Annotated in this window: 22 protein-coding genes and 1 tRNA gene; 15 read left to right on the forward strand and 8 right to left on the reverse strand. The window is 56.0% G+C overall.

The window, feature by feature from the left end:
• Window positions 1-50: 50 nt before the first annotated feature.
• A complete protein-coding gene (gene hemA, locus PuT2_RS04405) occupies window positions 51-1,325 on the reverse strand; it encodes a glutamyl-tRNA reductase (RefSeq protein WP_093969811.1) in 1,275 nt (424 codons plus the stop codon).
• Window positions 1,326-1,495: 170 nt separating this feature from the next.
• On the opposite strand from hemA, the gene PuT2_RS04410 reads away from it, so the two are divergent.
• Window positions 1,496-1,571 (forward strand) — tRNA-Phe (locus PuT2_RS04410).
• Between the two features lie 216 nt (window positions 1,572-1,787).
• Here the strand turns inward: PuT2_RS04410 and PuT2_RS04415 are convergent.
• The 3 genes from PuT2_RS04415 to PuT2_RS04425 form a co-directional block, all read right to left on the reverse strand.
• Window positions 1,788-2,324 carry a DUF2058 domain-containing protein gene (locus PuT2_RS04415; RefSeq protein WP_093969812.1) on the reverse strand — a complete coding sequence of 179 codons (537 nt, stop codon included), beginning with the start codon at window positions 2,322-2,324 and terminating at the stop codon, window positions 1,788-1,790.
• Window positions 2,325-2,339: 15 nt separating this feature from the next.
• Window positions 2,340-2,684 carry a zinc ribbon domain-containing protein YjdM gene (locus PuT2_RS04420; RefSeq protein ID WP_093969813.1) on the reverse strand — a complete coding sequence of 115 codons (345 nt, stop codon included), beginning with the start codon at window positions 2,682-2,684 and terminating at the stop codon, window positions 2,340-2,342.
• A gap of 93 nt (window positions 2,685-2,777) precedes the next feature.
• Complete coding sequence (locus PuT2_RS04425) at window positions 2,778-3,674, reverse strand: LysR family transcriptional regulator (protein ID WP_093969814.1); 897 nt, start codon at window positions 3,672-3,674, stop codon at window positions 2,778-2,780.
• 153 nt (window positions 3,675-3,827) lie between these two features.
• Here PuT2_RS04425 and PuT2_RS04430 point away from each other — a divergent pair, with 153 nt between their 5' ends.
• The 8 genes from PuT2_RS04430 to PuT2_RS04465 all read left to right on the forward strand — a co-directional run bounded on the left by PuT2_RS04430 (window position 3,828) and on the right by PuT2_RS04465 (window position 10,858).
• Window positions 3,828-4,370: a cytochrome b gene (locus PuT2_RS04430; protein ID WP_093969815.1), complete on the forward strand. Its 543-nt coding sequence runs from the start codon at window positions 3,828-3,830 to the stop codon at window positions 4,368-4,370.
• 85 nt (window positions 4,371-4,455) lie between these two features.
• A complete protein-coding gene (locus PuT2_RS04435) occupies window positions 4,456-5,028 on the forward strand; it encodes a YceI family protein (protein WP_093969816.1) in 573 nt (190 codons plus the stop codon).
• A gap of 100 nt (window positions 5,029-5,128) precedes the next feature.
• Window positions 5,129-5,698: a YceI family protein gene (locus PuT2_RS04440; protein WP_093969817.1), complete on the forward strand. Its 570-nt coding sequence runs from the start codon at window positions 5,129-5,131 to the stop codon at window positions 5,696-5,698.
• A gap of 196 nt (window positions 5,699-5,894) precedes the next feature.
• Window positions 5,895-7,721: a PhoX family phosphatase gene (locus PuT2_RS04445; protein WP_093970074.1), complete on the forward strand. Its 1,827-nt coding sequence runs from the start codon at window positions 5,895-5,897 to the stop codon at window positions 7,719-7,721.
• Window positions 7,722-7,879: 158 nt separating this feature from the next.
• On the forward strand, window positions 7,880-9,127 hold the full coding sequence (locus tag PuT2_RS04450) for a SpoIIE family protein phosphatase (protein WP_255416169.1): 1,248 nt from the start codon (window positions 7,880-7,882) through the stop codon (window positions 9,125-9,127).
• Window positions 9,124-9,717: a SiaB family protein kinase gene (locus tag PuT2_RS04455; RefSeq protein WP_233574790.1), complete on the forward strand. Its 594-nt coding sequence runs from the start codon at window positions 9,124-9,126 to the stop codon at window positions 9,715-9,717. The genes PuT2_RS04450 and PuT2_RS04455 overlap by 4 nt, the downstream gene beginning before the upstream one ends.
• A gap of 50 nt (window positions 9,718-9,767) precedes the next feature.
• Window positions 9,768-10,157, forward strand: coding sequence for a DUF1987 domain-containing protein (locus PuT2_RS04460; protein WP_093969819.1), 390 nt, complete (start codon window positions 9,768-9,770; stop codon window positions 10,155-10,157).
• Window positions 10,158-10,159: 2 nt separating this feature from the next.
• Entirely contained in the window at window positions 10,160-10,858 is a 699-nt protein-coding gene (locus PuT2_RS04465; protein ID WP_254046934.1) for a GGDEF domain-containing protein, read from the forward strand.
• Here the strand turns inward: PuT2_RS04465 and PuT2_RS04470 are convergent.
• Window positions 10,843-11,751 carry a LysR family transcriptional regulator gene (locus PuT2_RS04470; protein ID WP_093969820.1) on the reverse strand — a complete coding sequence of 303 codons (909 nt, stop codon included), beginning with the start codon at window positions 11,749-11,751 and terminating at the stop codon, window positions 10,843-10,845. The genes PuT2_RS04465 and PuT2_RS04470 overlap by 16 nt on opposite strands.
• Window positions 11,752-11,859: 108 nt before the next feature.
• Here PuT2_RS04470 and PuT2_RS04475 point away from each other — a divergent pair, with 108 nt between their 5' ends.
• The 4 genes from PuT2_RS04475 (at window position 11,860) to PuT2_RS04490 (ending at window position 16,021) form a co-directional block, all read left to right on the forward strand.
• A complete protein-coding gene (locus PuT2_RS04475) occupies window positions 11,860-13,080 on the forward strand; it encodes a M20 aminoacylase family protein (RefSeq protein WP_254046935.1) in 1,221 nt (406 codons plus the stop codon).
• A 23-nt stretch (window positions 13,081-13,103) separates the two neighbouring features.
• Window positions 13,104-14,138, forward strand: a complete 1,035-nt coding sequence (locus PuT2_RS04480) for a TRAP transporter substrate-binding protein (protein ID WP_093969821.1) — start codon at window positions 13,104-13,106, stop codon at window positions 14,136-14,138.
• 105 nt (window positions 14,139-14,243) lie between these two features.
• Window positions 14,244-14,729 (forward strand): TRAP transporter small permease, encoded by a 486-nt coding sequence (locus PuT2_RS04485; protein WP_093969822.1) that lies wholly within the window; start codon window positions 14,244-14,246, stop codon window positions 14,727-14,729.
• A complete protein-coding gene (locus tag PuT2_RS04490; RefSeq protein WP_093969823.1) occupies window positions 14,729-16,021 on the forward strand; it encodes a TRAP transporter large permease in 1,293 nt (430 codons plus the stop codon). Before PuT2_RS04485 ends, PuT2_RS04490 begins: the two co-directional genes overlap by 1 nt.
• A gap of 137 nt (window positions 16,022-16,158) precedes the next feature.
• Here PuT2_RS04490 and PuT2_RS04495 read toward each other — a convergent pair whose 3' ends face one another.
• Complete coding sequence (locus PuT2_RS04495; protein WP_093969824.1) at window positions 16,159-18,330, reverse strand: molybdopterin cofactor-binding domain-containing protein; 2,172 nt, start codon at window positions 18,328-18,330, stop codon at window positions 16,159-16,161.
• Between the two features lie 11 nt (window positions 18,331-18,341).
• A complete protein-coding gene (locus PuT2_RS04500; RefSeq protein WP_093969825.1) occupies window positions 18,342-18,803 on the reverse strand; it encodes a (2Fe-2S)-binding protein in 462 nt (153 codons plus the stop codon).
• Window positions 18,804-19,112: 309 nt separating this feature from the next.
• Here PuT2_RS04500 and PuT2_RS04505 point away from each other — a divergent pair, with 309 nt between their 5' ends.
• Complete coding sequence (locus PuT2_RS04505) at window positions 19,113-20,132, forward strand: catalase family peroxidase (protein WP_093969826.1); 1,020 nt, start codon at window positions 19,113-19,115, stop codon at window positions 20,130-20,132.
• Complete coding sequence (locus tag PuT2_RS04510; RefSeq protein WP_093969827.1) at window positions 20,133-20,675, forward strand: cytochrome b; 543 nt, start codon at window positions 20,133-20,135, stop codon at window positions 20,673-20,675.
• A 3-nt stretch (window positions 20,676-20,678) separates the two neighbouring features.
• Here PuT2_RS04510 and PuT2_RS04515 read toward each other — a convergent pair whose 3' ends face one another.
• On the reverse strand, window positions 20,679-21,299 hold the full coding sequence (locus PuT2_RS04515; protein ID WP_093969828.1) for an NUDIX domain-containing protein: 621 nt from the start codon (window positions 21,297-21,299) through the stop codon (window positions 20,679-20,681).
• Window positions 21,300-21,310: the final 11 nt, after the last annotated feature.

Below are 21,310 nucleotides of genomic sequence, written 5' to 3' on the forward strand. Positions count from 1 at the left end.
CGAAAAAGAAGAGTTGGAAGGCGCGGCGCAGCAAAGGACCAGGAAGGTCGCTAACGGCGGCGTTCGGCGTCGGGCAGCAGACGGGGCAGCAAGTCGAGCAATTGCTGACGCTCGGTGTCTTCGCTACGGTTCAGGGCGGCAAGCGACCCGTGGATATATTTTTGAGTAAGGCTGTGTGCGAGTTGCTCGAGCACGGCTTCGGGAGATTGGCCTTTGGCCAGCAAACGGCGAGCGCGTTGCAGCTCGGCATCTTTGAGCGCTTCGGCTTTTTGATGGATATCGACGATGGTGGGCACAATTTCGCGGTTGTGCAACCAATGCATAAAGTTTTGAACGCGTGTCTCGATAATGGCTTCGGCCTGCACAACCGCTGCACGACGGGCATCGGTACCGCTTTGCACCATACGGCCCAGGTCATCGACCGAATACAGGTATACGTCATCAAGGCGCCCGACTTCGGTTTCGATATCGCGAGGCACTGCCAGGTCAACCATGACCATGGGCTTGTGACGACGAATGCGGGTGGCGCGCTCGACCATGCCCAGGCCCAAAATGGGCAAGGAGCTTGCCGTACATGAGACAACAATATCGAACTCGGCCAACGAGGCAGGCAGGTCGGACAGTTTCATGGTTTTAGCCATGAAACGCGATGCCAAGGCCTCGGCGCGCTCGGCCGTGCGATTGGCAACCGTCATTTGCGCCGGTTCGAGCGCTGCGAAGTGGGTCGCACAGAGCTCGATCATTTCGCCCGCGCCAATAAACAACACACGGGTTTGCGACAGATCGCCAAACACACGTTCGGCAAGGCGAACCGCGGCAGCCGCCATAGACACCGAGTGCGCACCAATTGCCGTTTGCGACCGAACCTCTTTGGCCACAGAAAAGGTGCGCTGAAATAACTGATGTAACAAGGTACCCAGCGAGCCGGCCTGCTCGGCGGCGCGCACGGCATCTTTCATCTGGCCCAAAATTTGGGGTTCGCCCAAAACCATGGAGTCGAGCCCGCTGGCCACACGAAACGCGTGGCGCACAGCTTCGTTTTGCTGGTACTGGTATAGATGCGGCTGCAGACTACGCGATTCGAGCTTGTTAAATTCGGCCAGCCAGTCGGCCAGACCCGCCGACACATGCGGCTCGGCGGCGCAGTAAATTTCGGTGCGGTTACAGGTAGACAAAATGGCGGCTTCTTTGACCGAAGCGCCAAACGCCGAGCGCAAACCGTCGATAGCCGGCTTGAGAACCTCAAGCGGCATAGAGACACGTTCGCGCACCGATACCGGCGCCGAGACGTGATTTAGACCGAAGGTAATAACGTCTACTGACATAATTAGGCTGTCAAAAACAGCAAACCGACACAACCAGTCATTATACCCGGGCAAGGGGAAAACCCTGATCCCCGAGTTACGTTTAAGGATAAAGACAATTTATTTAAAATAAAAAGCGTTGCCCAAAGCACACAATTTATTTTTGGTGTATTATTCTGCCTTCACCAGATGGCCTGGTAGCTCAGTTGGTAGAGCAGCGGATTGAAAATCCGCGTGTCGGTGGTTCGATTCCGCCCCAGGCCACCAAAATTTAAAAAAGCCCGAATGCATCACGCGTTCGGGCTTTTTGCTTTTCGGGTGCTACATCGCCCCCCGCGTCGCCAGGCTGGCTTACGCGGAAAGCGTGTTCTTTTATTGAATCGGCGAAAAACTCACTGGTTTAAGAATGCGCGAATGCTGGACGTCGATGAGGTCGGCCGCCTTGCTCAGAAAAGCCTGCGCTCTGATCGTCAGGCTCACAGATCACCACATCAAATCATCAGGAATTTTGTAATCGGCATAGGGGTCATCCTCGTCGAGTCTGGCCTCTGGCTTTTTCACGCGAACGACAACTGACGGATCACGCTCGGCAATTTTATCGGCCACAACCTTAGGTACTAGTTCGGTAGCGTCCCCCAATCGAATGATCACCAGTTGGCCTGCTGCCAACTGCGACCGCACGGTCGCGGACACATAGATGCGCTCGATCTTCGTTCCAAACGTAAAGTTGTAGGCAATATCACCACCACCCGTGCCCTGGCGACTTTGTTGCACCATCTGCACAATCTGCGCCTGAATGGCCTTTGCTCTGGCTTCTGCATCGCGTTTTGCATTGAGCTCACGCACGGCATCGCGCTGTTTTTGCAGCTCGTCAAGCGCAGCCTGTCGGGCTTCGTCGACAAGCGGCTCACCGGTACGACGAGCGACCTTTTTCTGCTGACTTTTATCCTGATGGACTTTTTTTATTTTTTTCTGGTCAACCAGACCGGCCTTCAAAAACTGCTCTTGCAATGAAACCATCTTCACACCCTGTAATTACAGTACTTTCCTGACAAATTCGGATTTCAATTGCATGGCACCGAACCCGTCGATCTTGCAGTCAATATCATGATCACCGTCAACCAAACGGATGCTCTTGACCTTGGTGCCAACCTTGATTACCCCGCCCGACCCTTTGAGTTTCAGGTCTTTGACTACGGTTACCGTGTCGCCATCGACCAGCACGTTACCGGCTGCGTCGCGATACACCTTGTCTTGCAACACCTCGGTCGCTGTGTCCTGCGGGCTCCATTCGTGCGCGCACTCCGGACATACATAGACAAGCCCGTCTTCGTAGGTGTACACCGATTGGCATCGGGGGCAAGGGGGCAATTCACTCATTACGGTATCCATGAAATATGCAGCAGCTGGCTAAACGACAAGACGCCATTGTATGCGCTGGCTGCGCGGCACAAAGACCCAACACACCTGCCCCTACCCCAACACTTCTTTAAGCGTTTCTATAAAGGCCAGGGTTCGCTGGGGCAGCAGTTTTCGTCCCGGGGTCACGCACCACACATTCATTTTCGGCAAATGCCATTGCGGCAATACCCGCAACAGTTCGCCGCGATCGACATGCGGGCGTGCGAAGCTTTCGGACAAGCCAACAATACCCAGTCCCTGAACGGCCAAGGCCTGCTGCAGGCCCACCGAGTTGGCAGACAACGTGCGCAAAGGCAAGCCTTCCCAGTGGTCGGTGTTGCTGCGGCTCAAACGCCATATTTGCTGATCTCCGGCGCTGGTGACCAGAACGAGCCCGGTGTGGCCTTGAAGCTGCGATGGGTTTTGGGGCGTACCGTGCAGCGCCAAATACGCCGGCGACGCGTACAAGCCGTTATGCAAGGTGATAATGCGCCGCGCGACCAGCGCGTTGTCGTCAGGTAACTGAGCGGCAACACGCACCGCAACATCGAAGCGCTCGGCGACCAAATCGACACGACGCGAAGACAAGTCGATATCGAGCCGGACGTCGGGGTGACGGCGCGAGAATGCTGACAAAATCTGCACCAAAGACAGTTCGTGATATTCGGGGGGAAAAGAGACGCGCAAAATGCCCTGCGGCGTCACTTGCCGATGCAAAGCCAGCGCGGTCGCTGCTTCGGTATCATCGACCAGACGACGCGCGTATTCGAGCATGCGCTCGCCAAATTCGGTCAGCACCAGACGCCTGGTACTGCGCTGCATCAGGCGCTCACCAAACACGTTTTCCAGCTCTGCCAACCGCCGCGACAAGGTAGATTTGGGCAAACCCGTCAGGTCAGACGCACGCGTAAAGCTGCCGGCGTCGACGATGTGTGCGAACAGAATCAGGTCGTTTGCGTACAGGTTCATGGTCATCAGCTTGGGCTATTGTCCCGTTTTTGGGAATATTAAAACCATTAAAGCCCATTTTTATCCATTTTTGTTTTCAATACAATGAAATGCTTAATGCCAATAGGAACCTTTCTACCCGGGCATCAGACCAACTCTGTTTTCGGAACCAAGATGAAGCAACGCTACTCCCGCACAGCAATTTTCTTGCACTGGCTCGTCGCCCTGGGCCTGGTGGGTACGTTTGCGCTGGGTTTCTACATGGAAGACCTGCCACTGTCGCCCAACAAGCTCAAGCTGTATTCGTGGCACAAATGGGCCGGTATGACGCTGTTTGCCATCATCGTCGTTCGCGTGGCGTGGCGCCTGTCGCACCAACCTCCCGAACTCCCGGCATCGACAGGCCCCCTTGCCAAGCTGGCCGCCCATGCCGGGCATCTGCTGCTGTACGTACTTATGCTGCTTATCCCTCTTAGCGGCTGGTTAATGAGCTCTGCGCAGGGGTTCCCAGTGGTGTGGTTTGGCGTCGTGCCCCTGCCCGACCTGATACCCAAAGACAAAGCGCTGGGCGATGTGCTTCAAACCGTGCATGTCGTACTGAACTACACCCTACTGGCCTCGGTAATTGGCCACGTTGTTGCCGCGCTTTACCACCAACACATCAAAAAAGACGGCCTGCTGTCCCGCATGCTGCCGAGCTTTGACGCAAAAGCATAGAACGTTCGTACGTGACATACCGCCAAGGCCACAGGTCAGGCGTGATGAACGCATGTGAAAACAAACCCATACCAGAGGAACCAAGATGAAACTGACAACCTTACCTGCCCTCGCGCTGGCATTTGCAATGAGCTTTGGCACCGTCGCCCCGGCAACGGCCGCCACCTACACAACCCTTGATCCGGCGGCCAGCCACATCACGTTTGGCTACAGCCAGATGAACGTCAAGATGGATGGCAGCTTTGGCGAAATTTCGGCCAAAGAACTGCAGTTCGACCCTGCCAAACCCGAGGCGGCCAAAGTAACGCTTGATATCAAGCTGGCCAGTGTTGATGCCGGCTATGCCGAAGCCAATACAGAACTGGAAAAGGCCGAATGGCTGAACTTGGCGGCCCACCCGTTGGCGACCTTTACATCAAGTTCGGTCAAGGCCCTGGGCAATAACCAGTTTGAAGTGGCTGGCACCTTATCAATTAAAGGTCACTCCCAGGATATCGCCGTACCTGTCACCTTTACCGAAAAAGACGGCAAGGGCGAGTTTGAAGGCCAATTTACGTTCAAGCGGGGTGACTTCAAAATCGGCGAAGGCGAATGGGCTGACTTCAGCATTGTGGCCAACGACATTCAGGTCAAGTTCCATATTGTGACTACGCCATAGCCACTTTGCGGATTGTCACCGCGCCGCAACCTTTTTATAAGTTAATACGCACAGCGTCTCCAACGTTATCCATCAACCTGCACCTCTCCAAGGAATCATCATGAAAAAAACCCTGATTGCCGCCGCGTTTGCCACCTTCTTTGCTGGCCAGGCCTTGGCCGCACCGCAAACTTACGTCATTGACTCCAGCCACACATTCCCACGGTTTTCTTACAACCACATGGGCATGTCGAAGCAAATTTTGCGCTTTAACAAAACTACTGGCACGGTTGTACTGGACAAGGCAGCTAAAGACGCCAAGGTCGATGTCACCATTGACACCACCAGCATCGACACCGGTTTCGAAGCCTTTGACGGCCACATCCAGGGCGCCGACTTCCTTGACACAGCCAAGTTTCCCACCGCTACATTCAAATCGAACAAAGTCGTCTTTGAAGGCGACAAACCTGTCAGCATCGAAGGTGACCTGACCATCAAGGGCATCACCAAGCCCGTCACCTTGACGGTCACGTCATTCTTCAATGGCCCTCACCCCATGCTGAAAAAAGAAGCCGTGGGCGCAAACGCGACGACAGTCATCAAGCGCAGCGACTTTGGTGCAGGCAAATATGCGCCCGCCGTGGGTGACGAAGTCACTCTCGACATCGCGCTTGAAGCCATCGTCGAGTAAGACACGACCGGATAGCCATACCGTCATACTACGGAAATATGCACGATGAATACTTTGGCTTTTTGCTTTGACAAAGGAATTCATCGTGCGTACCGACCTGTTCGGCGATGACGGCGACTCGCCGTGCAATCCATCGACCGCCCCGCGTTTTCAGACCATTGTCGACCAATCCTGTAGCCGGCGAGGTTTTCTGAAAATGGGCCTGGGCATGTCGGCCGCTATCTTTTTAGGCGGGCCGGCAGCGCTCAAAGCAGCGCGTGCATCCACTGCAACCGCTTCACCGCTGCTAGGCTTCAAAAGCATTCCGACGTCTATCGACGACGCATTGCATTTGCCCCACGGTTATAGCGCACAAATATTTGCCCCCTGGGGCACCCCCCTACTGGACAACGCCCCGCCCTGGAAGCCTGACGCAACCGACGATGCCGCAGCCCAGGCAACCCAAGTTGGCGACAACCACGACGGCATGCATTTTTTTGCCTTGAAAGGTAGCCATGACGAAGGCCTACTGGTCATCAACCACGAATACTCAACATTAACCAAAGTCGATTATCAATGGCTGTTCGGACGCGGCGGCACACTGCCCTGGACGGCAGACAAAGCACTTAAGGCGATGAACGCGCACGGCGTTTCAGTCATGCATATCAAACGCCTCGCCGAGGGACAATGGGAAATCGTTCAGGAGTCGTCTTACAACCGCAGAATTACCGCAAGCACGCCAATGGCGTTAACCGGCCCGGCCGCAGGCAATAGCCTGCTTAAAACCTCGGCCGACCCGTCGGGCACCCGGGTTCTGGGTACCTTCAACAACTGCGGGAATGGGTGGACACCCTGGGGCACCTATCTCGCGTGCGAAGAAAACTTCAACTTTTATTTTGGCAGCACACCACCGACCAGCACACCTACCACCGCCCAACAACGCTATGGGTTGCCCACCGACCGAAGCTATTTCCGTTGGGATGACTTCAACCCCCGCTTTAACTACGCCAAAGAACCCAATGAACCCAATCGATTCGGTTGGATCGTTGAAATCGACCCCTTTAACCCCGCCTCAGCCCCCAAGAAAAGAACAGCGCTAGGACGCTTCGCGCACGAAAACGCGGCGCACACTTTTACCAAAGACGGCCGCATCGTTATTTACATGGGTGATGATCATCGCGACGACTACCTGTACAAGTTCGTATCACGAGACAGGTACATCGCCGGTGGTGACAATAGCCAGTTGCTTGACCATGGGCAGCTCTACGTTGCAAGGTTCAATGCCGATAACCCCTCGAAGGACTTCGCCGGCGATGGCGAGTGGCTGCTACTGGATAAATCCAAGAACCCGATTCTGGCCGCGCACCCCGGGTTTGCCGACCAAGCCGAGGTGCTGATTTATACGCGCTTGGCGGCCGACGCCGTTGGCGCAACACCAATGGATCGCCCCGAGTGGGTCAGCGTTCACCCGCAGACCGGAGAGGTCTACGTCACGCTGACCAATAACAACAAGCGCCAGAAGGCCGGTCCGGCGAATCCTCGCGCGGACAATATCTATGGCCAGATCGTGCGCTGGTGCGAAGCAGGCGGTGATGCAGGCGCGACGGCATTTGAATGGGATATCTTTGTGTTGGCGGGCAACCCTGTCAAACACACAGACCGCAAAGATTTACGCTCGGGGTCAGACAACATCACCCCCGACAATATGTTTAACAGCCCTGACGGTTTGGCCTTCGACGCATTCGGGCGCCTATGGATTCAAACTGACGGCAAATACAGCAACTCGGGTGACTACGAAGGCCAAGGCAACAACCAGATGCTGTGTGCCAACCCGGCCAGCGGAGAAATCAGGCGCTTCTTGGTGGGCCCAAAAGAATGCGAAATTACCGGCCTAACATTTACGCCGGACCACCGCACCCTGTTCGTCAATGTTCAGCACCCAGGCGAAACAGGCAACAGCAACTGGCCGAATGGCGGCAACGCCATACCTCGCTCTGCAACAGTAATCATCACAAAAGATGACGGTGGCATCATAGGCACCTGAAGAACCGAACCGCCACCCTGCAAGGCGGCGCGGACACTGTTCTTAACCTTGTCACGCCGCCGTCATATGCCGCGTCTATCATTCACGCAGTAGCGTCGAGTCAACACAAATTCGACGCTACGTTGTTTACGTAATGCATGCGTACAGAGACGGCGACAGTGACATCCAAATTCAGCACCCACTCGGCGGTACCTCTAGCGAATCATCGCGCGACTGCCCGGCGGCTTGCCATCGACGTCCCAACCATCACGTCTGACATGACCAACGCCGATGTGCTGCACATTCTGGGCGAACATCGCGACTTGGTCAGCTTGCCTGTGCTTGAGGATGACCAGCCGATTGGCCTGATCAGCCGCAACATCTTCATGTCGCAGATGTCCAAGCCCTACTACCGCGAGCTATACGAAAAGAAAAGCTGCATTGCGTTTATGGACAAGTCACCCCTGATCGTGGACATTGACACACCCATAGAAACGCTGGCGGCCAAAGCGGTCGCCTCCGGCGACAAGACGCTAGCCGACGGGTTCATGTTTATAGAAGGCAATCGGTTTGCCGGCATAGGCGTCGGCCTTGACCTGATGCATGCACTGGTCGAGCTTCAAATCGAAAAAAACCGGCAAGTCATGCAAAGCATTGACTATGCCAGCACGATTCAACGCGCCATGCTGGGCGAGTCGTTGAATGCCATGCAGGCCACGCAGCAAGATGTTGCGATTGTCTGGGAGCCTCGCGACGTTGTGGGCGGCGACTTCTACCACTTTGAAATGTTTGCCAACGGCTGGTTCGCCGCGCTGGCCGACTGCACGGGGCACGGTGTACCGGGCGCCTTCCTTACACTGATCGCGTCGTCTTCGCTGCGACACGCACTAAACCAACATGGACCGCAAAATCCGGCGTTCCTGATGTCGGAGGTCAGCAAGGGAATGAAGCAAGCGCTGGGCCAACATGCACCAGGCAGCGCCGAGACCGCGTCGAATGACGGTATGGACGCCATCTTTATGTGGTTTGATGCCAGTCTTAATACGTTAACCAGCGCCCACGCCAAAATGCCGTTGTTTGTGTTGGCTGCAGACCAGGACGATGTGGTTGCCGTTGACGGCGAACGCCGCGGCCTGGGTTACCCCGACACACCCGCCGACGCCAACTGGACGAACCACACCACTTTACTGCGGCCTGGCACCCTTTTATTTGCGTGCACCGATGGCCTGATTGACCAGATTGGCGGCCCGAAAAATATTGCATTCGGTAAACGACGCCTACGGCAAGCGCTGCAAAAACATCGATCGCAAGACCTGACAGCACTTTTCGACATACTGATGAAAGAGCTACGCAGCTATCAGGGTGCCCAATTGCGTCGCGACGACCTCACACTTTTCGGCTTTCGTTTTCCAAGCAATCAACCATGATGAACGCCCAAGCGTTACCCACCACGAAGAACCATAGCTTGCACTGGCGTCTGTTTTGCCAGTGCGCCGAAGCACGCGAAATCATCTTCTATTACGAAGGCTATTTTTCGCAAACCATTATTGCCGCCGTGGCCGACGCGGTAAAACTGCGCACCGAACACGTTGGCGCGGCCAACACGACGCGACGCAAGCTGTTCTCGTCGTTCATTGAAATGACACAAAACATCATTCACTACTCGGTCGACGCCTACAACACGCGCAACGGTGAGCACTTCAATAATGAGATCAGGCACGGCTCGATCTGCATCTCGGCAGCAGCAGGGCGCTACTACCTGCATTGCGCAAACCCTGTCGACGCCAACGTAGCCGGGCAATTGCAAGGCAAACTGGCACACCTTCGCGGCTTGACCATTGACGATATCAAGCGCGAGTACAAGGAAAGCCTGCGCGCCGAGACCGCTGAGGACAGCAAAGGCGCCGGGCTGGGCCTGCTAACCGTCGCACGCGACGCAAGCGAACCACTGGAATTTGACTTCGTCCCCATTGAGGGTAGCCAAAACAAGTTTTTCTGCCTTAAAGCGACGATCTGACGCATGCAAGCCCTGCGCCTTTTACCTTGCTGCCCTTATCTGTAAAGACCATGAACAATATTTTCACTGCCGCCACAGCCAGTACGCCAGAAATCGACTTTAAGTTCGACGAACGGGTTCTGTGCATCAAAGGCGAGGCGTACCCCGAGAATGCCGCCCTGTTCTGGGGCGAATTGATTGGGAACGTCAAAGCATTCATTGACCAGAATGACAGCCGCGCCCCGGTCATCGTCGACGTTGCGCTGACCTACTTCAACAGCTCAAGTACAAAAATGCTGTTTTCGCTCTTTGATGCGTTAAATGAACTGGCGGCGAGCGGCACGCCAGTACTGCTGAACTGGTACCACGACGAAGACGATGACACTATTTATGAGTTTGGCCAGGAGTTGTGCGAAGATTTCGATAGCCTGACCTTTAGAGACCACGCGTTGCAAGGCTGACTGTGGACAAGGCATTGTTTGAGGCCGAAATGGCCGCGCTTGCGCGGGCCAACGCGGCACTGGCTTGCGGGTCGAGCTGTGCTCAGTTACGCGAAGCACTGGAAGACCTGACCGCGCACTATCACAGACTGATGCGGGAAACCCATCGGTTGATTCGGCATGGTGATCGTACCGAAGCCGAACTTAGCACCGCCAACACAAAGCTGCAACAGCTGAGCGAAGAGCTGGACTACAAAGCCCGCCACGATACCCTGACAGGCAGCCTGAACCGTGGTGCCGTTTTTGAGCTGGCCCGACGTTATCTAACCCAGACGCCGCTGTCGCTGATTATGCTAGACATTGATTTCTTTAAGCGCATCAACGACACCTACGGCCACCCCGCAGGGGATGCCGTGATTCGGGAGCTGGTAGAACGGCTACGCGCTGTACTGGGCGACGCAGGGCATATTGGCCGTGTGGGCGGCGAAGAATTCACCATACTGTTACCTGACACAGCCTTGCAAGCCGCAGCGCACATTGCAGAACGCATACGGGCCAGTGTGGCCAACCAAGCGTTTGACTGTTTGCCGCAACACCCAGTAACAGCAAGCTTTGGCATTAGCTGGAGCACGCCAGGCACGCCGTTTGAACAAGCTTATTCGCAAGCCGACGCGGCGCTGTATCAAGCCAAGAAACAAGGACGGAATCAGGTGGTGTGCTGATCGGCCGCCAAAATGGCGCGCTCGAACCAGATGCGCAACCGGTCTGCGGCGGGCGTAAACGGTACACCTCGCACGCTGAACAACCCCAATGTGGCATCTGGGGGATGCGGCTGCACACTGAACGGTACAACGCCGCAACTGGATAACGGGTCGACCATGAGCCGGTCTGGCCCGATGCCCACCAGATCCGTTCTGCGCAGCATTTCCATCATCAGCGTCGGTGACGTGCAGTGCACGACATGGGTTGGGCGCGGCAAACCGGCCTCGGCTAGCCAATGCAATAGATGATGTCCGGTGCTGCCATTGGTCATGTTCAGAATCCAGCGCGCCTTCGACAGTACCTGCCAATCGGTCACGTTGGCCAGCGGGTGCCCGGCCCGCCCCGAAATCAGTAGACGGGTTTGGGTGAGCGGTTTGAATGAAAGCTCGGTGGGTAAGGTATCGCGCGTTGAAATGGCCACGCCGAAATCCAGCTGGCCTTCCAGTAAGCCGGGCACAATTTCAGTCATAAACCCTTCTTTAAGCGTCAACTGGGCATCGGGAAACTCGTGGGCGAAACGCCGGTAGATATCGGGAAACACCGTCGTGGCCACCACGGGCGTAATGCCAATGGCAATCTTTGCACCTGCCCCGCCGCTAATTTGCCTGACCTCATCGCGAGCGCGGTCCATCGTGGCAAGAATATGCCGTGCCCGGCCCAACAGGGCCTTGCCCGCGTCGGAAAACGTCACGCCGCGATAGCTTCGGTTCAGTAACTCGGCGCCCACATCTTCTTCAAGCTCTTTCATCGAACGCGTCAGCGCGCTCTGGCTGATGCGTAAGGCACGGGCTGCCGCACGAATAGAGCCGCTATCGGCAACCTGCACAAACGCTTTGATATGTTGATGTTTCATGGGGTGACATCAAAAAGTGGTCATGTATACGAAATTAACGTCTTTAAATTATCACCAAAACACTCAAGAATAGAAAAAAGTGAAATAAAAATTACCCGGAGGAGACAAATGGCATCGACGATGCTGGACCTGCACGCCATGAAGACCTGGCGTCACGCCATACACCAACACCCGGAGCTTGGCTTTGAAGAACAGCGCACCAGCGCCCTGGTGGCACAGTGCCTGACCGATTGGGGTTACGACGTACACACGGGGCTGGCCGACACCGGCGTCGTCGGGACGCTGGTGATCGGCAACGGCCGGGGGCCGCGACTGGGTTTACGCGCCGAAATGGACGCCCTGCCTATCCACGAAGCCACCGGCCTGCCCTGGCAAAGCACCATTAACGGGAAAATGCACGCCTGCGGCCACGACGGGCATACAGCCATTATGCTGGGCGCTGCGCAGGCGCTAGCCAAAATAAACGCGGCCGGCACCGAACTGGGCAACGGCACGCTGCACATTATTTTCCAACCCGCCGAAGAAGTGGGGGGCGGGGGCGGCGCACAACGCATGATAGAAGACGGTTTGTTCAAACAGTTTCCATGCGACGCCATATTTGCCCTGCACAATTTACCCGGTACCCCGGTCGGCCAGTGCTTTTTCCGGCCCGGCGCCTTTATGTGTTCGTCAGACAAAGTCACCATCAAGTTTCATGGCAAAAGCGGGCACGGGGCGATGCCCGACCTGGCGCTGGACCCAACCGTGCCCATGGCCGCGACATTGCTGGGCTTGCAAAGCATTGTGGGGCGCAACCTTAGCCCCTTCGACTCGGGCGTGATCAGTGTCGGGCGCGTGACGGCCGGCACAAGTTACAACATTATTCCGAACGAAGCCGAGATCGAGTTGAGCGTACGTGCACTACACCCCGAAACTCGCGAAACACTGTGTTCGCGCATTTCTGAACTGGCCAAACACCAGGCGCAAGCGTATGGTTGCACGGCCACGCTTGACTACGTTTTTGGCTACCCCGTATTGGTCAACGACGACGCGCAGTCGCGCCTTGTGGAACAAGCGGCACGCGAAACCTTTGGCGCCGATAACGTCAACGCCGAGGCCCTGCCCCTGGCCAACAGCGAAGACTTTGCCTACATGCTGCAAGAAGTCCCGGGGTGCTATCTGATTATCGGTAACGGCGATAACGGTCACGCCGAGGGCCAACGCTTGGGCCCCTGCAGCGTGCACAACCCGCACTACGACTTCAACGACGAATGCCTACCCTACGGCGGTGCCTTCTGGCTGAACCTGACCCGCATGTTCTTTACCCAACCCCCGGCCACCCGGGGCTGACCCACCCAAAGGAAAACCAAAAAATGAAAATGAGACAAACCTTTAACGCGCTTAAATTACTGGCCGCCACGGCCTTAGCCACCTGCGCCGTCGGCGTCAATGCCACAACGCTTACCTTGTCCAACTGGGTACCGCCCACCCACTTCCTGACCACCGATGTCCTTCAGGTCTGGGCAGCCAACGTCGAGAAAGCCACTGAAGGGCGAGTAAAAGTTCGCATGCTGCCCAAGCCTGTCGGCAGCCCCCCGCAACATTGGGAGCTGGCACGCAAAGGAGTGGCCGACGTCACCTGGGGTAACTTCACCTACGAGCCCGACCGTTTCAAAGCCCTGTGGTTTGCCGAATTTCCCCTGAACGGCGACAACGGTGAGGCGCAGTCCGTTGCGCTGTGGGACACCTACGAGAAATTCCTGAGCGACAAGCCTACGTTCCAGGGCGTCAAGTTGCTGGGGGTCGGCTTGTTTGGCGGTGGCGCCATCCATCACGGCAAAAAAGATATCGTTTCGCCCGAAGATCTGAACAACCAGAAAATCCGTATGGGTGGGCCTATTCAAAAACGCCTGCTGGAAGAGATGGGCGCGATCCCCATTGCCGCCCCCGGGCCGCAGGTATACGACTTATTGCAAAGCGGTGTAGTCGACGGTTCGTTAAACCCGATTGAATCAGTCATCAACTTCCGCGCTGCCGATCTGCTCAAACACCACACGCTGGTGCCCGAAGGGTTCTACGATGCAACGTTCTTCCTGGCCATCAACGAAAGCAAATGGAATAAGCTGTCAGAAGCCGACCGCAAGGCAATCATGACGGTTTCAGGCGAACACTTCTCGCGGTTATGGGGCAAAGTCTACGACGAGCAAACTCGGGCTGCACTGGTCACCCTGAAAGAAAATGGCCATAAATTCAACACGCCGTCGCCCGAGCTAATGGCCAAGATCAAGCAAGTCAGCGATGGCATTTATACCGACTGGGTCGCCGACAAGGCAGAGTACGGTGTTGAAAACCCGGAGGAGATGGTCAAGTTCTACCGCGAGCGGTATAAGGCGCTGAAGACAGACTAAGCCGGCTCGCGCGCGTGTTCATATACACGCGCTTCAATCGCCCTGCGCGCACCTGCCCCTGAGGTAGGTGCGCCGTACAGCCCCCCCCCTTTGAAGAGACGCTTCATGCCCATGCTTTTTCAAAAACTGCGCAAAGCTATCGAGACGCTGCTGATCGCTGCGCTACTGGCCATGGTAGGGCTGACTTTTGCCGACGTCACTGGCCGGCGTTTTTTCAGCGCGCCCATTTACGGCGCTCACGACCTGACCGAGCACCTGATGGCGCTAATTGTCTTTACCGGTCTGCCGCTGCTAACCGCGGCCAGGGGGCATCTGGTTGTCGACCTGTTCGACCGTTACCTGATGACCGACGCCATGCGCTGGTGGCGCGGCGTCATTGCCGTGCTGGTCTCGGCCGTATTGCTGCTTATTGGCTACCAGTTTGTACTGGCTGCACTCGATGCCCACCTTATTCGCGAGATCAGTCAGGAACTGCTTATCCCGCGCAGTTACTTTTACGGCCTGATCAGCGCAAGCTGCTTTATTAGCGCTATTGCTGCACTGTTACCTCCACCCCACTCAAATAACATCGTCACAAAGGAAAACACATAATGATTGTGGGATTCTCTGCGCTGGTCGCAGTGTTGCTGCTGACATTTCTGCGGGTACCTCTGGCGTTTTCTTTGTTGACGGTATCTATAGTGGCTATTGGTATCGACATGGGTTTTGATACTGCCCTGACCATGACATCAATGACCATATCAGAAGCCGTATTTTCTTACGAGCTGGCAGTGGTGCCGCTGTTTATCCTCATGGGCAACATTCTGTCCCGCTCGGGTATATCGGCCGACCTGTTTCGGGCCGCCAACGCCTGGTTTGGTCATGTCAAAGGCGGGCTGGCCCTGTCAACCATGGTGACATGTGCCGGGTTTAGCGCGGTATGCGGGTCGAGTCTGGCCACTGCGGCCACCATGGCCAAAGTAGCCTACCCCAGCATGAAAAAGTACGGGTATTCCGACGGCCTGGCCGCCGCATCGATAGCTGCCGGCGGCACGCTGGGCATTCTAATTCCGCCGTCCATCATTTTGATGATTTACGGCATTCTGACCCAAACTAATATCGGCCATTTGTTTATTGCTGGTGTCATACCTGGCTTGCTGGGGCTGGCGCTTTATATGGCGGCCATCTATGTTGTCGCCTTGCTTAAACCACACAGTGCGCCACGCGGCTCAAAAACCGACATCAATGAAAAGCTGACATCATTAAAAGGCATATGGCCGTTCTGTTTATTGTTTTTACTGATTATCGGCGGCATTTACGCAAAGATATTTACAGCAACCGAAGCAGCTGGCATGGGTGCAGGCTTTGCGCTGCTGATTGCACTTTTTCAAAAGCGCATCAGCAAAGAAGGGTTTCGGGAAATTTTTCTCGAATCGGCGTTTATTTCGGTCATGCTGTATTGCGTACTGTTCGGCGCCATGCTGTTCGCGAAGCTCATTTCTTTCTCGGGCCTGGGCGAAGGGCTGCTGGGCTGGGTGCAATCGGCCGGGCTATCGTCTTACGGGTTAATTTTTGCAATTTTGCTGGTGTTCTTGCTGTTGGGCTGCGTGCTTGACTCTTTGGCCATCATTCTTATCTGCGTACCGCTGTTTGTACCCATTGTGGTGGCCAACGGGTTCGACCTGGTCTGGTTTGGCATTTTGGTTGTAGTCGCCACCGAAATCGCTCTGATCACCCCGCCTATCGGCATGAACGTCTTCGTCATCAAAGCCACCTTGCCCAATGTGTCATTTCCTGCCATCTTCAAAGGCCTGATTCCGTTCATTGGCGTCGACATTCTGCGCCTAATCATCCTAGTCTTGTTTCCTTCTATTTCTTTAGGGCTGGTTTACTTGATGCAATAAGCCGAAGCCCCAACCATAGGCGGGACCTGTCTATTGCTGTCGTAAACAATCAGTTGCCACCAACAAAAAACGGCCCCTTTCGGGGCCGTATAAACTGCTTGAACACGCGATGAGATCAAGCAGAACGCTAAGGCTGATTAAATAGTTTTGGGGAACGGTAGCTCGCGAACGCGCTTGCCGGTTAGCTTGAACACCGCTGCAGCCACCGCAGGGGCTACAGGGGGCAAGCCCACTTCACCCATCCCGCCGGGCGGGTTGTCGGTTGGGATAACCTTGACCTCGATAGGTGGCGTTTTATTGGCGCGCAACAACTGATACTTGTCGAAGTTAGTTTCCTGTACCTGACCGCCCTTGTAGACCAGACGCTCGTCCATCATGGCCGAAATCCCGAAAACAGCAGCGCCTTCGACCTGACTGCGAATATTGCGCGGCGAAATGGCATGACCACAATCGACAGCAGCCCATAGCTGGTGAATATGAGGACGGCCGTCTTTCATGGACACTTCGGCGATCATGGCAATATTGGTTGTCCAGGCATCAGAGAAGGCCAGACCCAACGCACGACCTTCGGCACGGGGCTTGCCCCAGCCGGCCATAGCGGCAACTTCTTTAAGCACAGCCTGAGCACGCGGCTTGTTCTGCAGAAGCTCAAGACGCAGTTCTAACGGGTCTTTTTTCGTGCTTTCGGCAATTTCATCCAGCAACGACTCGAGGGCAAACTTGGTGTAGCCCGCCCCTACGGCACGCCAAAATGACACATCGATGCCACGCTTTTCAAGGCAATGTTCGACCAATTGTCCAGGAATCTCGTAGATGCTGTCGGCCGCTTCCATGACGGGAGCGTCTTTGTTGCCCGCCGATTGATACGCTTTAGGATTGACGCGCGCGTAAATGCCTTCGGAGACCACGCGGTGATGCAAACCCACAACCTTGCCCTGCGCATCGAGCCCGGCCACCAAGTGCTGTGCGGTTAGCGGACGGCCGCGTGAACGCTGGAAGTCGTCTTCGCGTGTCCAGATGACGTGCACCGGCACACCCGGCATGGCCTTGGCCACAAGCAAAGCGTCAACCGCGTAATCGGCCTCGACGCGACGGCCATAACCGCCGCCCAACAGGGTGACATTAACGGTAATGTTTTCGGGCTTGAATTTACCAACAGCGGCAGCTGTACCCGTCACAATACTGGCCGCCTGCGCGGGGACCCAGAACTCGATTTTTTCGCCATCGACGCGCGCCGTACAGTTCATGGGCTCCATGGTGCACTGGGCCACGTGGTCGGTCGTGTAGGTCGCAGCAAAAGTACGGGCGGCACCTTTGAGTACGGCCGCGGCATCGCCTTCTTTGTGCCATACGGCGCCGGCGTCAGCAACTTGCTCGGCACGGGCGACGAACTCTTTAAGCGCTGTTGCGCTGTCGTACTTGCGAGCAGGTGATGTGTCGGACCACGTTACCTTGAGCAGATTGCGAGCTTTACGCGCCGTAGCGAACGAGTCGGCCACCACTGCCACACCATAAGGCAGCATGACGACTTGTTTGACGCCCTTAACGGCCAAAGCCGCCTTGTCGTCTACGGTTTCCGGCTTTTCGCCCTGAACCGGTGTGTACAAGACCGATGCCCAGACCATGTCGGGCAAGCGGAAATCGATACCGTATTGCGCCGTACCGTTAGACTTGGCCGGTAGATCGACGCGAGGCAGATCGGTACCGATGATTTTGAATTGAGACATCGGCTTAAGCATGGCCTTATCGACCTTGGGCGCTTCGATGTCGCCCTTAACCTGCGCGGCGGCTTCGCCGTACGTCATTTGACGGTTACTGGCCGCATGCTTAAGAACGCTTTTCTCGGCCACGATTTGATCGGCCGGTACACCCCATACCTGCGCTGCGACGTTGACCAAAGCCAGTTTGGCTTGCAGGCCGGCCAAACGCATGACGTCGTAGTAGCCCACCACGGTGCGCGACGAGCCGGTAACCATACCGCCGCCGAACTTAGGGTTACCGAACAGCTTGGCAATGCTGGGCGATTTTTCGACCCGTACGGTCGACCAGTCGAGCTCCATGTCTTCGGCCAAAATGGCGGGAATGGAAGTCATCGTGCCCTGCCCCATTTCGGAGCCTGGCGAGTAAATAAGTGTGCTGTTGTCGGGTGCAATACTGACCCACGCCACCGGGCTGAAGCCACCGGATTTGTTGGCGTCTTGTGCCGCTTGAGCCAGCGCGCTAAGGCTACCGCCCCCCAGCATGATACCGACCGCGGCCGAACCACTGCCCACGAGGAATGAACGACGCGAAATAGATTGAATAGTCATGTCGTTCCCCCTTATGACAAAGCTTTCTGGGCGTTGATGACTGCGGCAGCGACTTGGTTATAGGTACCGCAGCGGCAAAGGTTGCCTGACATTTCGGTCAGGACTTCCTCGCGAGACAGTGGTCCCTTTGCCTTTTTAAGCACGCCAGCGGCCGACATGATTTGACCCGACTGACAATAGCCGCACTGGGCGACCTGCTCGTCGATCCAGGCCTTTTCAAGCGCTTTGCCCGCATCGGTTTGCATGAAACCTTCGATGGTTGTGATGTTTTTACCCTTGACCGCCGCGACCGGCATGACACAGGACCGCATGGGTTCGCCATCGATGTGTACCGTACAGGCGCCGCATTGCGCCATACCACAGCCAAACTTTGTGCCAGTGAGCTCAAATTGCTCGCGCAGAACCCATAAAAGGGGGGTGTCGTCTGCTACATCTGCCGACACGGGCGCGCCGTTCAGGTTGAAATTAACCATACGAGTAGTCTCCGTCGTTTTCGATTCGTTATAGACCGCGGTTCAGTGCACTGAAATACGGGTTCCTTACATTACCGACATCGGCGCCGCTTTGCAATTCACGCAACTCCCTATATGGCGTGCAATTCTCGACATGGCTTATGCATTCTGCTTATGACCCGGTTTTATTGCAGCAAATAGAGGAAAATCAGCAACCTGTCAGGCGTCCATGGTTCTAATGAAGATTCTGGGTAAACAGACGTCTTGGATCTGCAACATGCGGGTTCATTGAACTGAATATCATCACAAAACAAATCTTTCTTTCTCACCATGAACTCTCACATTAAAGGCACGCTCGCCGTCGGCTTGATCGCCGCTGGCTTGGCACTGGCCTTTTCCTGGGCCGGCGGCATTTTCGGGCGCGACACACTTAACGCGCCTGACTTTGTCAACTTGCAACAAGGGGCAAAGCCTCACGCGGGCTTCCGTCGCGCACACGCCAAGGGCCTGTGCATTTCGGGCGAATTCGTCTCGAACGGAAATCTGGCGACGTACTCGGCAGCTCAGTTGTTTGAACAAGGCAGCACGCCTTTTACCGGTCGCTACTCGATTGGCGGCGGCAATCCCACGGCGCCTGATCTCGCATCCCCTGTGCGCAGCCTGGCGCTCAGCCTTGCACAGGCCAACGGCGAGCAATGGCGTACCGCGATGAATACGCCGCCAGTGCTTGCAGTCGGCAACCCCGTCGATTTTTTTGAGCAATTGCAGTCTTTGCAACCTGACCCCGCCACCGGCAAGCCGGACCGCAGCAAGATCATGGCGTTCTTCCAGGCGCACCCCGAGAGCGCAGCCTTCCTGGCATGGCAAAAGACGTACACACCTACCGCCAGCTTTGCATCAGAGCAGTTTCACGGGATTAATGCGTTCTACCTGGTCGACCGCAACGGTAAACAGCATGCCGTACGCTGGGCCGCGGTGCCGCGCTCTACCAACACAGAAGCAACGCTTGACCGCGACAACCCGAATGCATTGCAAGAAGAGCTGATAAAAAGGCTGCAAAACGGGCCCGTGCAATACGACCTGGTGTTCACATTCGCCAACGATTCCGATGTCATTGATAACGGGGCTATTCCTTGGGCTGGCGAGCGCAAGCAGATTACGGCCGGCACCATCAACATTACCCGCGCCGAAGACCAATCCACCGGCAATTGCAATGCCATCAACTTCGACCCGCTGGTGTTGCCCCGCGGCATCGCGCCTTCGGGCGACCCGATCTTGCGCGCCCGCAGCGCCGCCTATGCCGAGTCGTACCGTCGCCGCGCCCGCGAAACCTTGCTGGAATCGAATTAAATGAATACGCCACTTGTTTACCCGCTCGCCATGCGCTTGATGCACTGGGCCATGGCCGCCATTATTTTGTCGTTGCTATTTTTAGGCGTGTCGATGGTCGACAGCCTGGCCCCTTGGCAAAACACCGCACTGCAAATTCATAAGCTACTGGGGCTGACTGCCTTGGTATTGGTCGTGCTTCGTTTGATTTTGCGCTTACGCCTGCCAACGCCGGACTTGCCTGAAGACTTGTCAGCCTTGCAAAAAGCCGGCGCCAAAGGCGCCCATGTTTTGCTGTATGGCGCCATGCTGGCCATGCCGCTGTCGGGCTGGGCCATGCAAAGCGCCGCAGGCACCCCCGTGGTGTTGCCTTGGGGTACGGTACTACCCGCCTTAGTACCCGAAGGGCTCAAGACCTACGGGCTGCTGCGCGAAATTCACGGCATAGTGGCGTGGCTGTTTATTGCCCTGGTTATTGCACACATTGCGGCCGCCCTGCACCACAAACTGGTACGGCGCGACGGTGTACTGAGCACCATGACGGGCTGCAAAAGCCGACGTTAATATCTAGGCAGGCTGCCAATCCAGCGTCCAGGCCCCGTTACGTACGTTTTGCAGCCACAACATGCAAGTCAGTGTTTTGGCGTCGGTGATGCCACCGGCGCCGCACGCAGCAAGCACATCATCGACCCGCGCGATTTTCACTTCAAGAAATTCGTCGTGATCTAACTGTGCCTGACCGGGGCGCAAATCTTTGGCGAAAAAGATATGAATGACCTCGGTTGAGTAGGCAATCGCCAGGTCAAGCACCCCGGCATAAGCCCATTGCCCGGCGGTGTAGCCCGTTTCTTCAAGCAGCTCACGCTGAGCGCACGCTAAAGGGGTTTCGTGAGGGTCGAGCTTGCCGGCGGGGAACTCGGTCATGACTTTGCCCACTGGATAACGATATTGCCGTTCAAGCAAGACCTGATCGTCTTCGAGCAGCGGAATAATGACTACCGCGCCGGGGTGAATGATGTACTCGCGACTAGCGGTATTGCCATTAGGCAGCCTGACCACATCACGACGCGCCTTCAGGAAGCTTCCTTCGTATACCGTGGTACTTTGAAGGGTAGTTTCAGTCAAATGCGCATCGGCGTCGCCCGCTTTAACGGGCGCCGACGACGAGGTGGAATATGTGCTGGACATGGCATTAGCGT

Source organism: Pusillimonas sp. T2 (assembly GCF_002236805.1).
Classification (GTDB): domain Bacteria; phylum Pseudomonadota; class Gammaproteobacteria; order Burkholderiales; family Burkholderiaceae_B; genus Neopusillimonas.

Bases quoted from the DNA above. Each gene is read 5' to 3' on its own strand.
- PuT2_RS04455 (WP_233574790.1), top strand. From the start codon at position 9,124: ATGATGAACGCCCAAGCGTTACCCACCACGAAGAACCATAGCTTGCAC.
- PuT2_RS04430 (WP_093969815.1), top strand. From the start codon at position 3,828: ATGAAGCAACGCTACTCCCGCACAGCAATTTTCTTGCACTGGCTCGTC.
- PuT2_RS04440 (WP_093969817.1), top strand. From the start codon at position 5,129: ATGAAAAAAACCCTGATTGCCGCCGCGTTTGCCACCTTCTTTGCTGGC.
- PuT2_RS04415 (WP_093969812.1), bottom strand. From the start codon at position 2,324: ATGGTTTCATTGCAAGAGCAGTTTTTGAAGGCCGGTCTGGTTGACCAG.
- PuT2_RS04445 (WP_093970074.1), top strand. From the start codon at position 5,895: ATGGGCCTGGGCATGTCGGCCGCTATCTTTTTAGGCGGGCCGGCAGCG.
- PuT2_RS04425 (WP_093969814.1), bottom strand. From the start codon at position 3,674: ATGAACCTGTACGCAAACGACCTGATTCTGTTCGCACACATCGTCGAC.
- PuT2_RS04500 (WP_093969825.1), bottom strand. From the start codon at position 18,803: ATGGTTAATTTCAACCTGAACGGCGCGCCCGTGTCGGCAGATGTAGCA.
- PuT2_RS04490 (WP_093969823.1), top strand. From the start codon at position 14,729: ATGATTGTGGGATTCTCTGCGCTGGTCGCAGTGTTGCTGCTGACATTT.
- PuT2_RS04515 (WP_093969828.1), bottom strand. From the start codon at position 21,299: ATGTCCAGCACATATTCCACCTCGTCGTCGGCGCCCGTTAAAGCGGGC.
- PuT2_RS04485 (WP_093969822.1), top strand. From the start codon at position 14,244: ATGCCCATGCTTTTTCAAAAACTGCGCAAAGCTATCGAGACGCTGCTG.
- PuT2_RS04420 (WP_093969813.1), bottom strand. From the start codon at position 2,684: ATGAGTGAATTGCCCCCTTGCCCCCGATGCCAATCGGTGTACACCTAC.
- PuT2_RS04460 (WP_093969819.1), top strand. From the start codon at position 9,768: ATGAACAATATTTTCACTGCCGCCACAGCCAGTACGCCAGAAATCGAC.
- PuT2_RS04480 (WP_093969821.1), top strand. From the start codon at position 13,104: ATGAAAATGAGACAAACCTTTAACGCGCTTAAATTACTGGCCGCCACG.
- PuT2_RS04475 (WP_254046935.1), top strand. From the start codon at position 11,860: ATGGCATCGACGATGCTGGACCTGCACGCCATGAAGACCTGGCGTCAC.
- PuT2_RS04495 (WP_093969824.1), bottom strand. From the start codon at position 18,330: ATGACTATTCAATCTATTTCGCGTCGTTCATTCCTCGTGGGCAGTGGT.
- PuT2_RS04510 (WP_093969827.1), top strand. From the start codon at position 20,133: ATGAATACGCCACTTGTTTACCCGCTCGCCATGCGCTTGATGCACTGG.
- hemA (WP_093969811.1), bottom strand. From the start codon at position 1,325: ATGTCAGTAGACGTTATTACCTTCGGTCTAAATCACGTCTCGGCGCCG.
- PuT2_RS04435 (WP_093969816.1), top strand. From the start codon at position 4,456: ATGAAACTGACAACCTTACCTGCCCTCGCGCTGGCATTTGCAATGAGC.
- PuT2_RS04505 (WP_093969826.1), top strand. From the start codon at position 19,113: ATGAACTCTCACATTAAAGGCACGCTCGCCGTCGGCTTGATCGCCGCT.
- PuT2_RS04470 (WP_093969820.1), bottom strand. From the start codon at position 11,751: ATGAAACATCAACATATCAAAGCGTTTGTGCAGGTTGCCGATAGCGGC.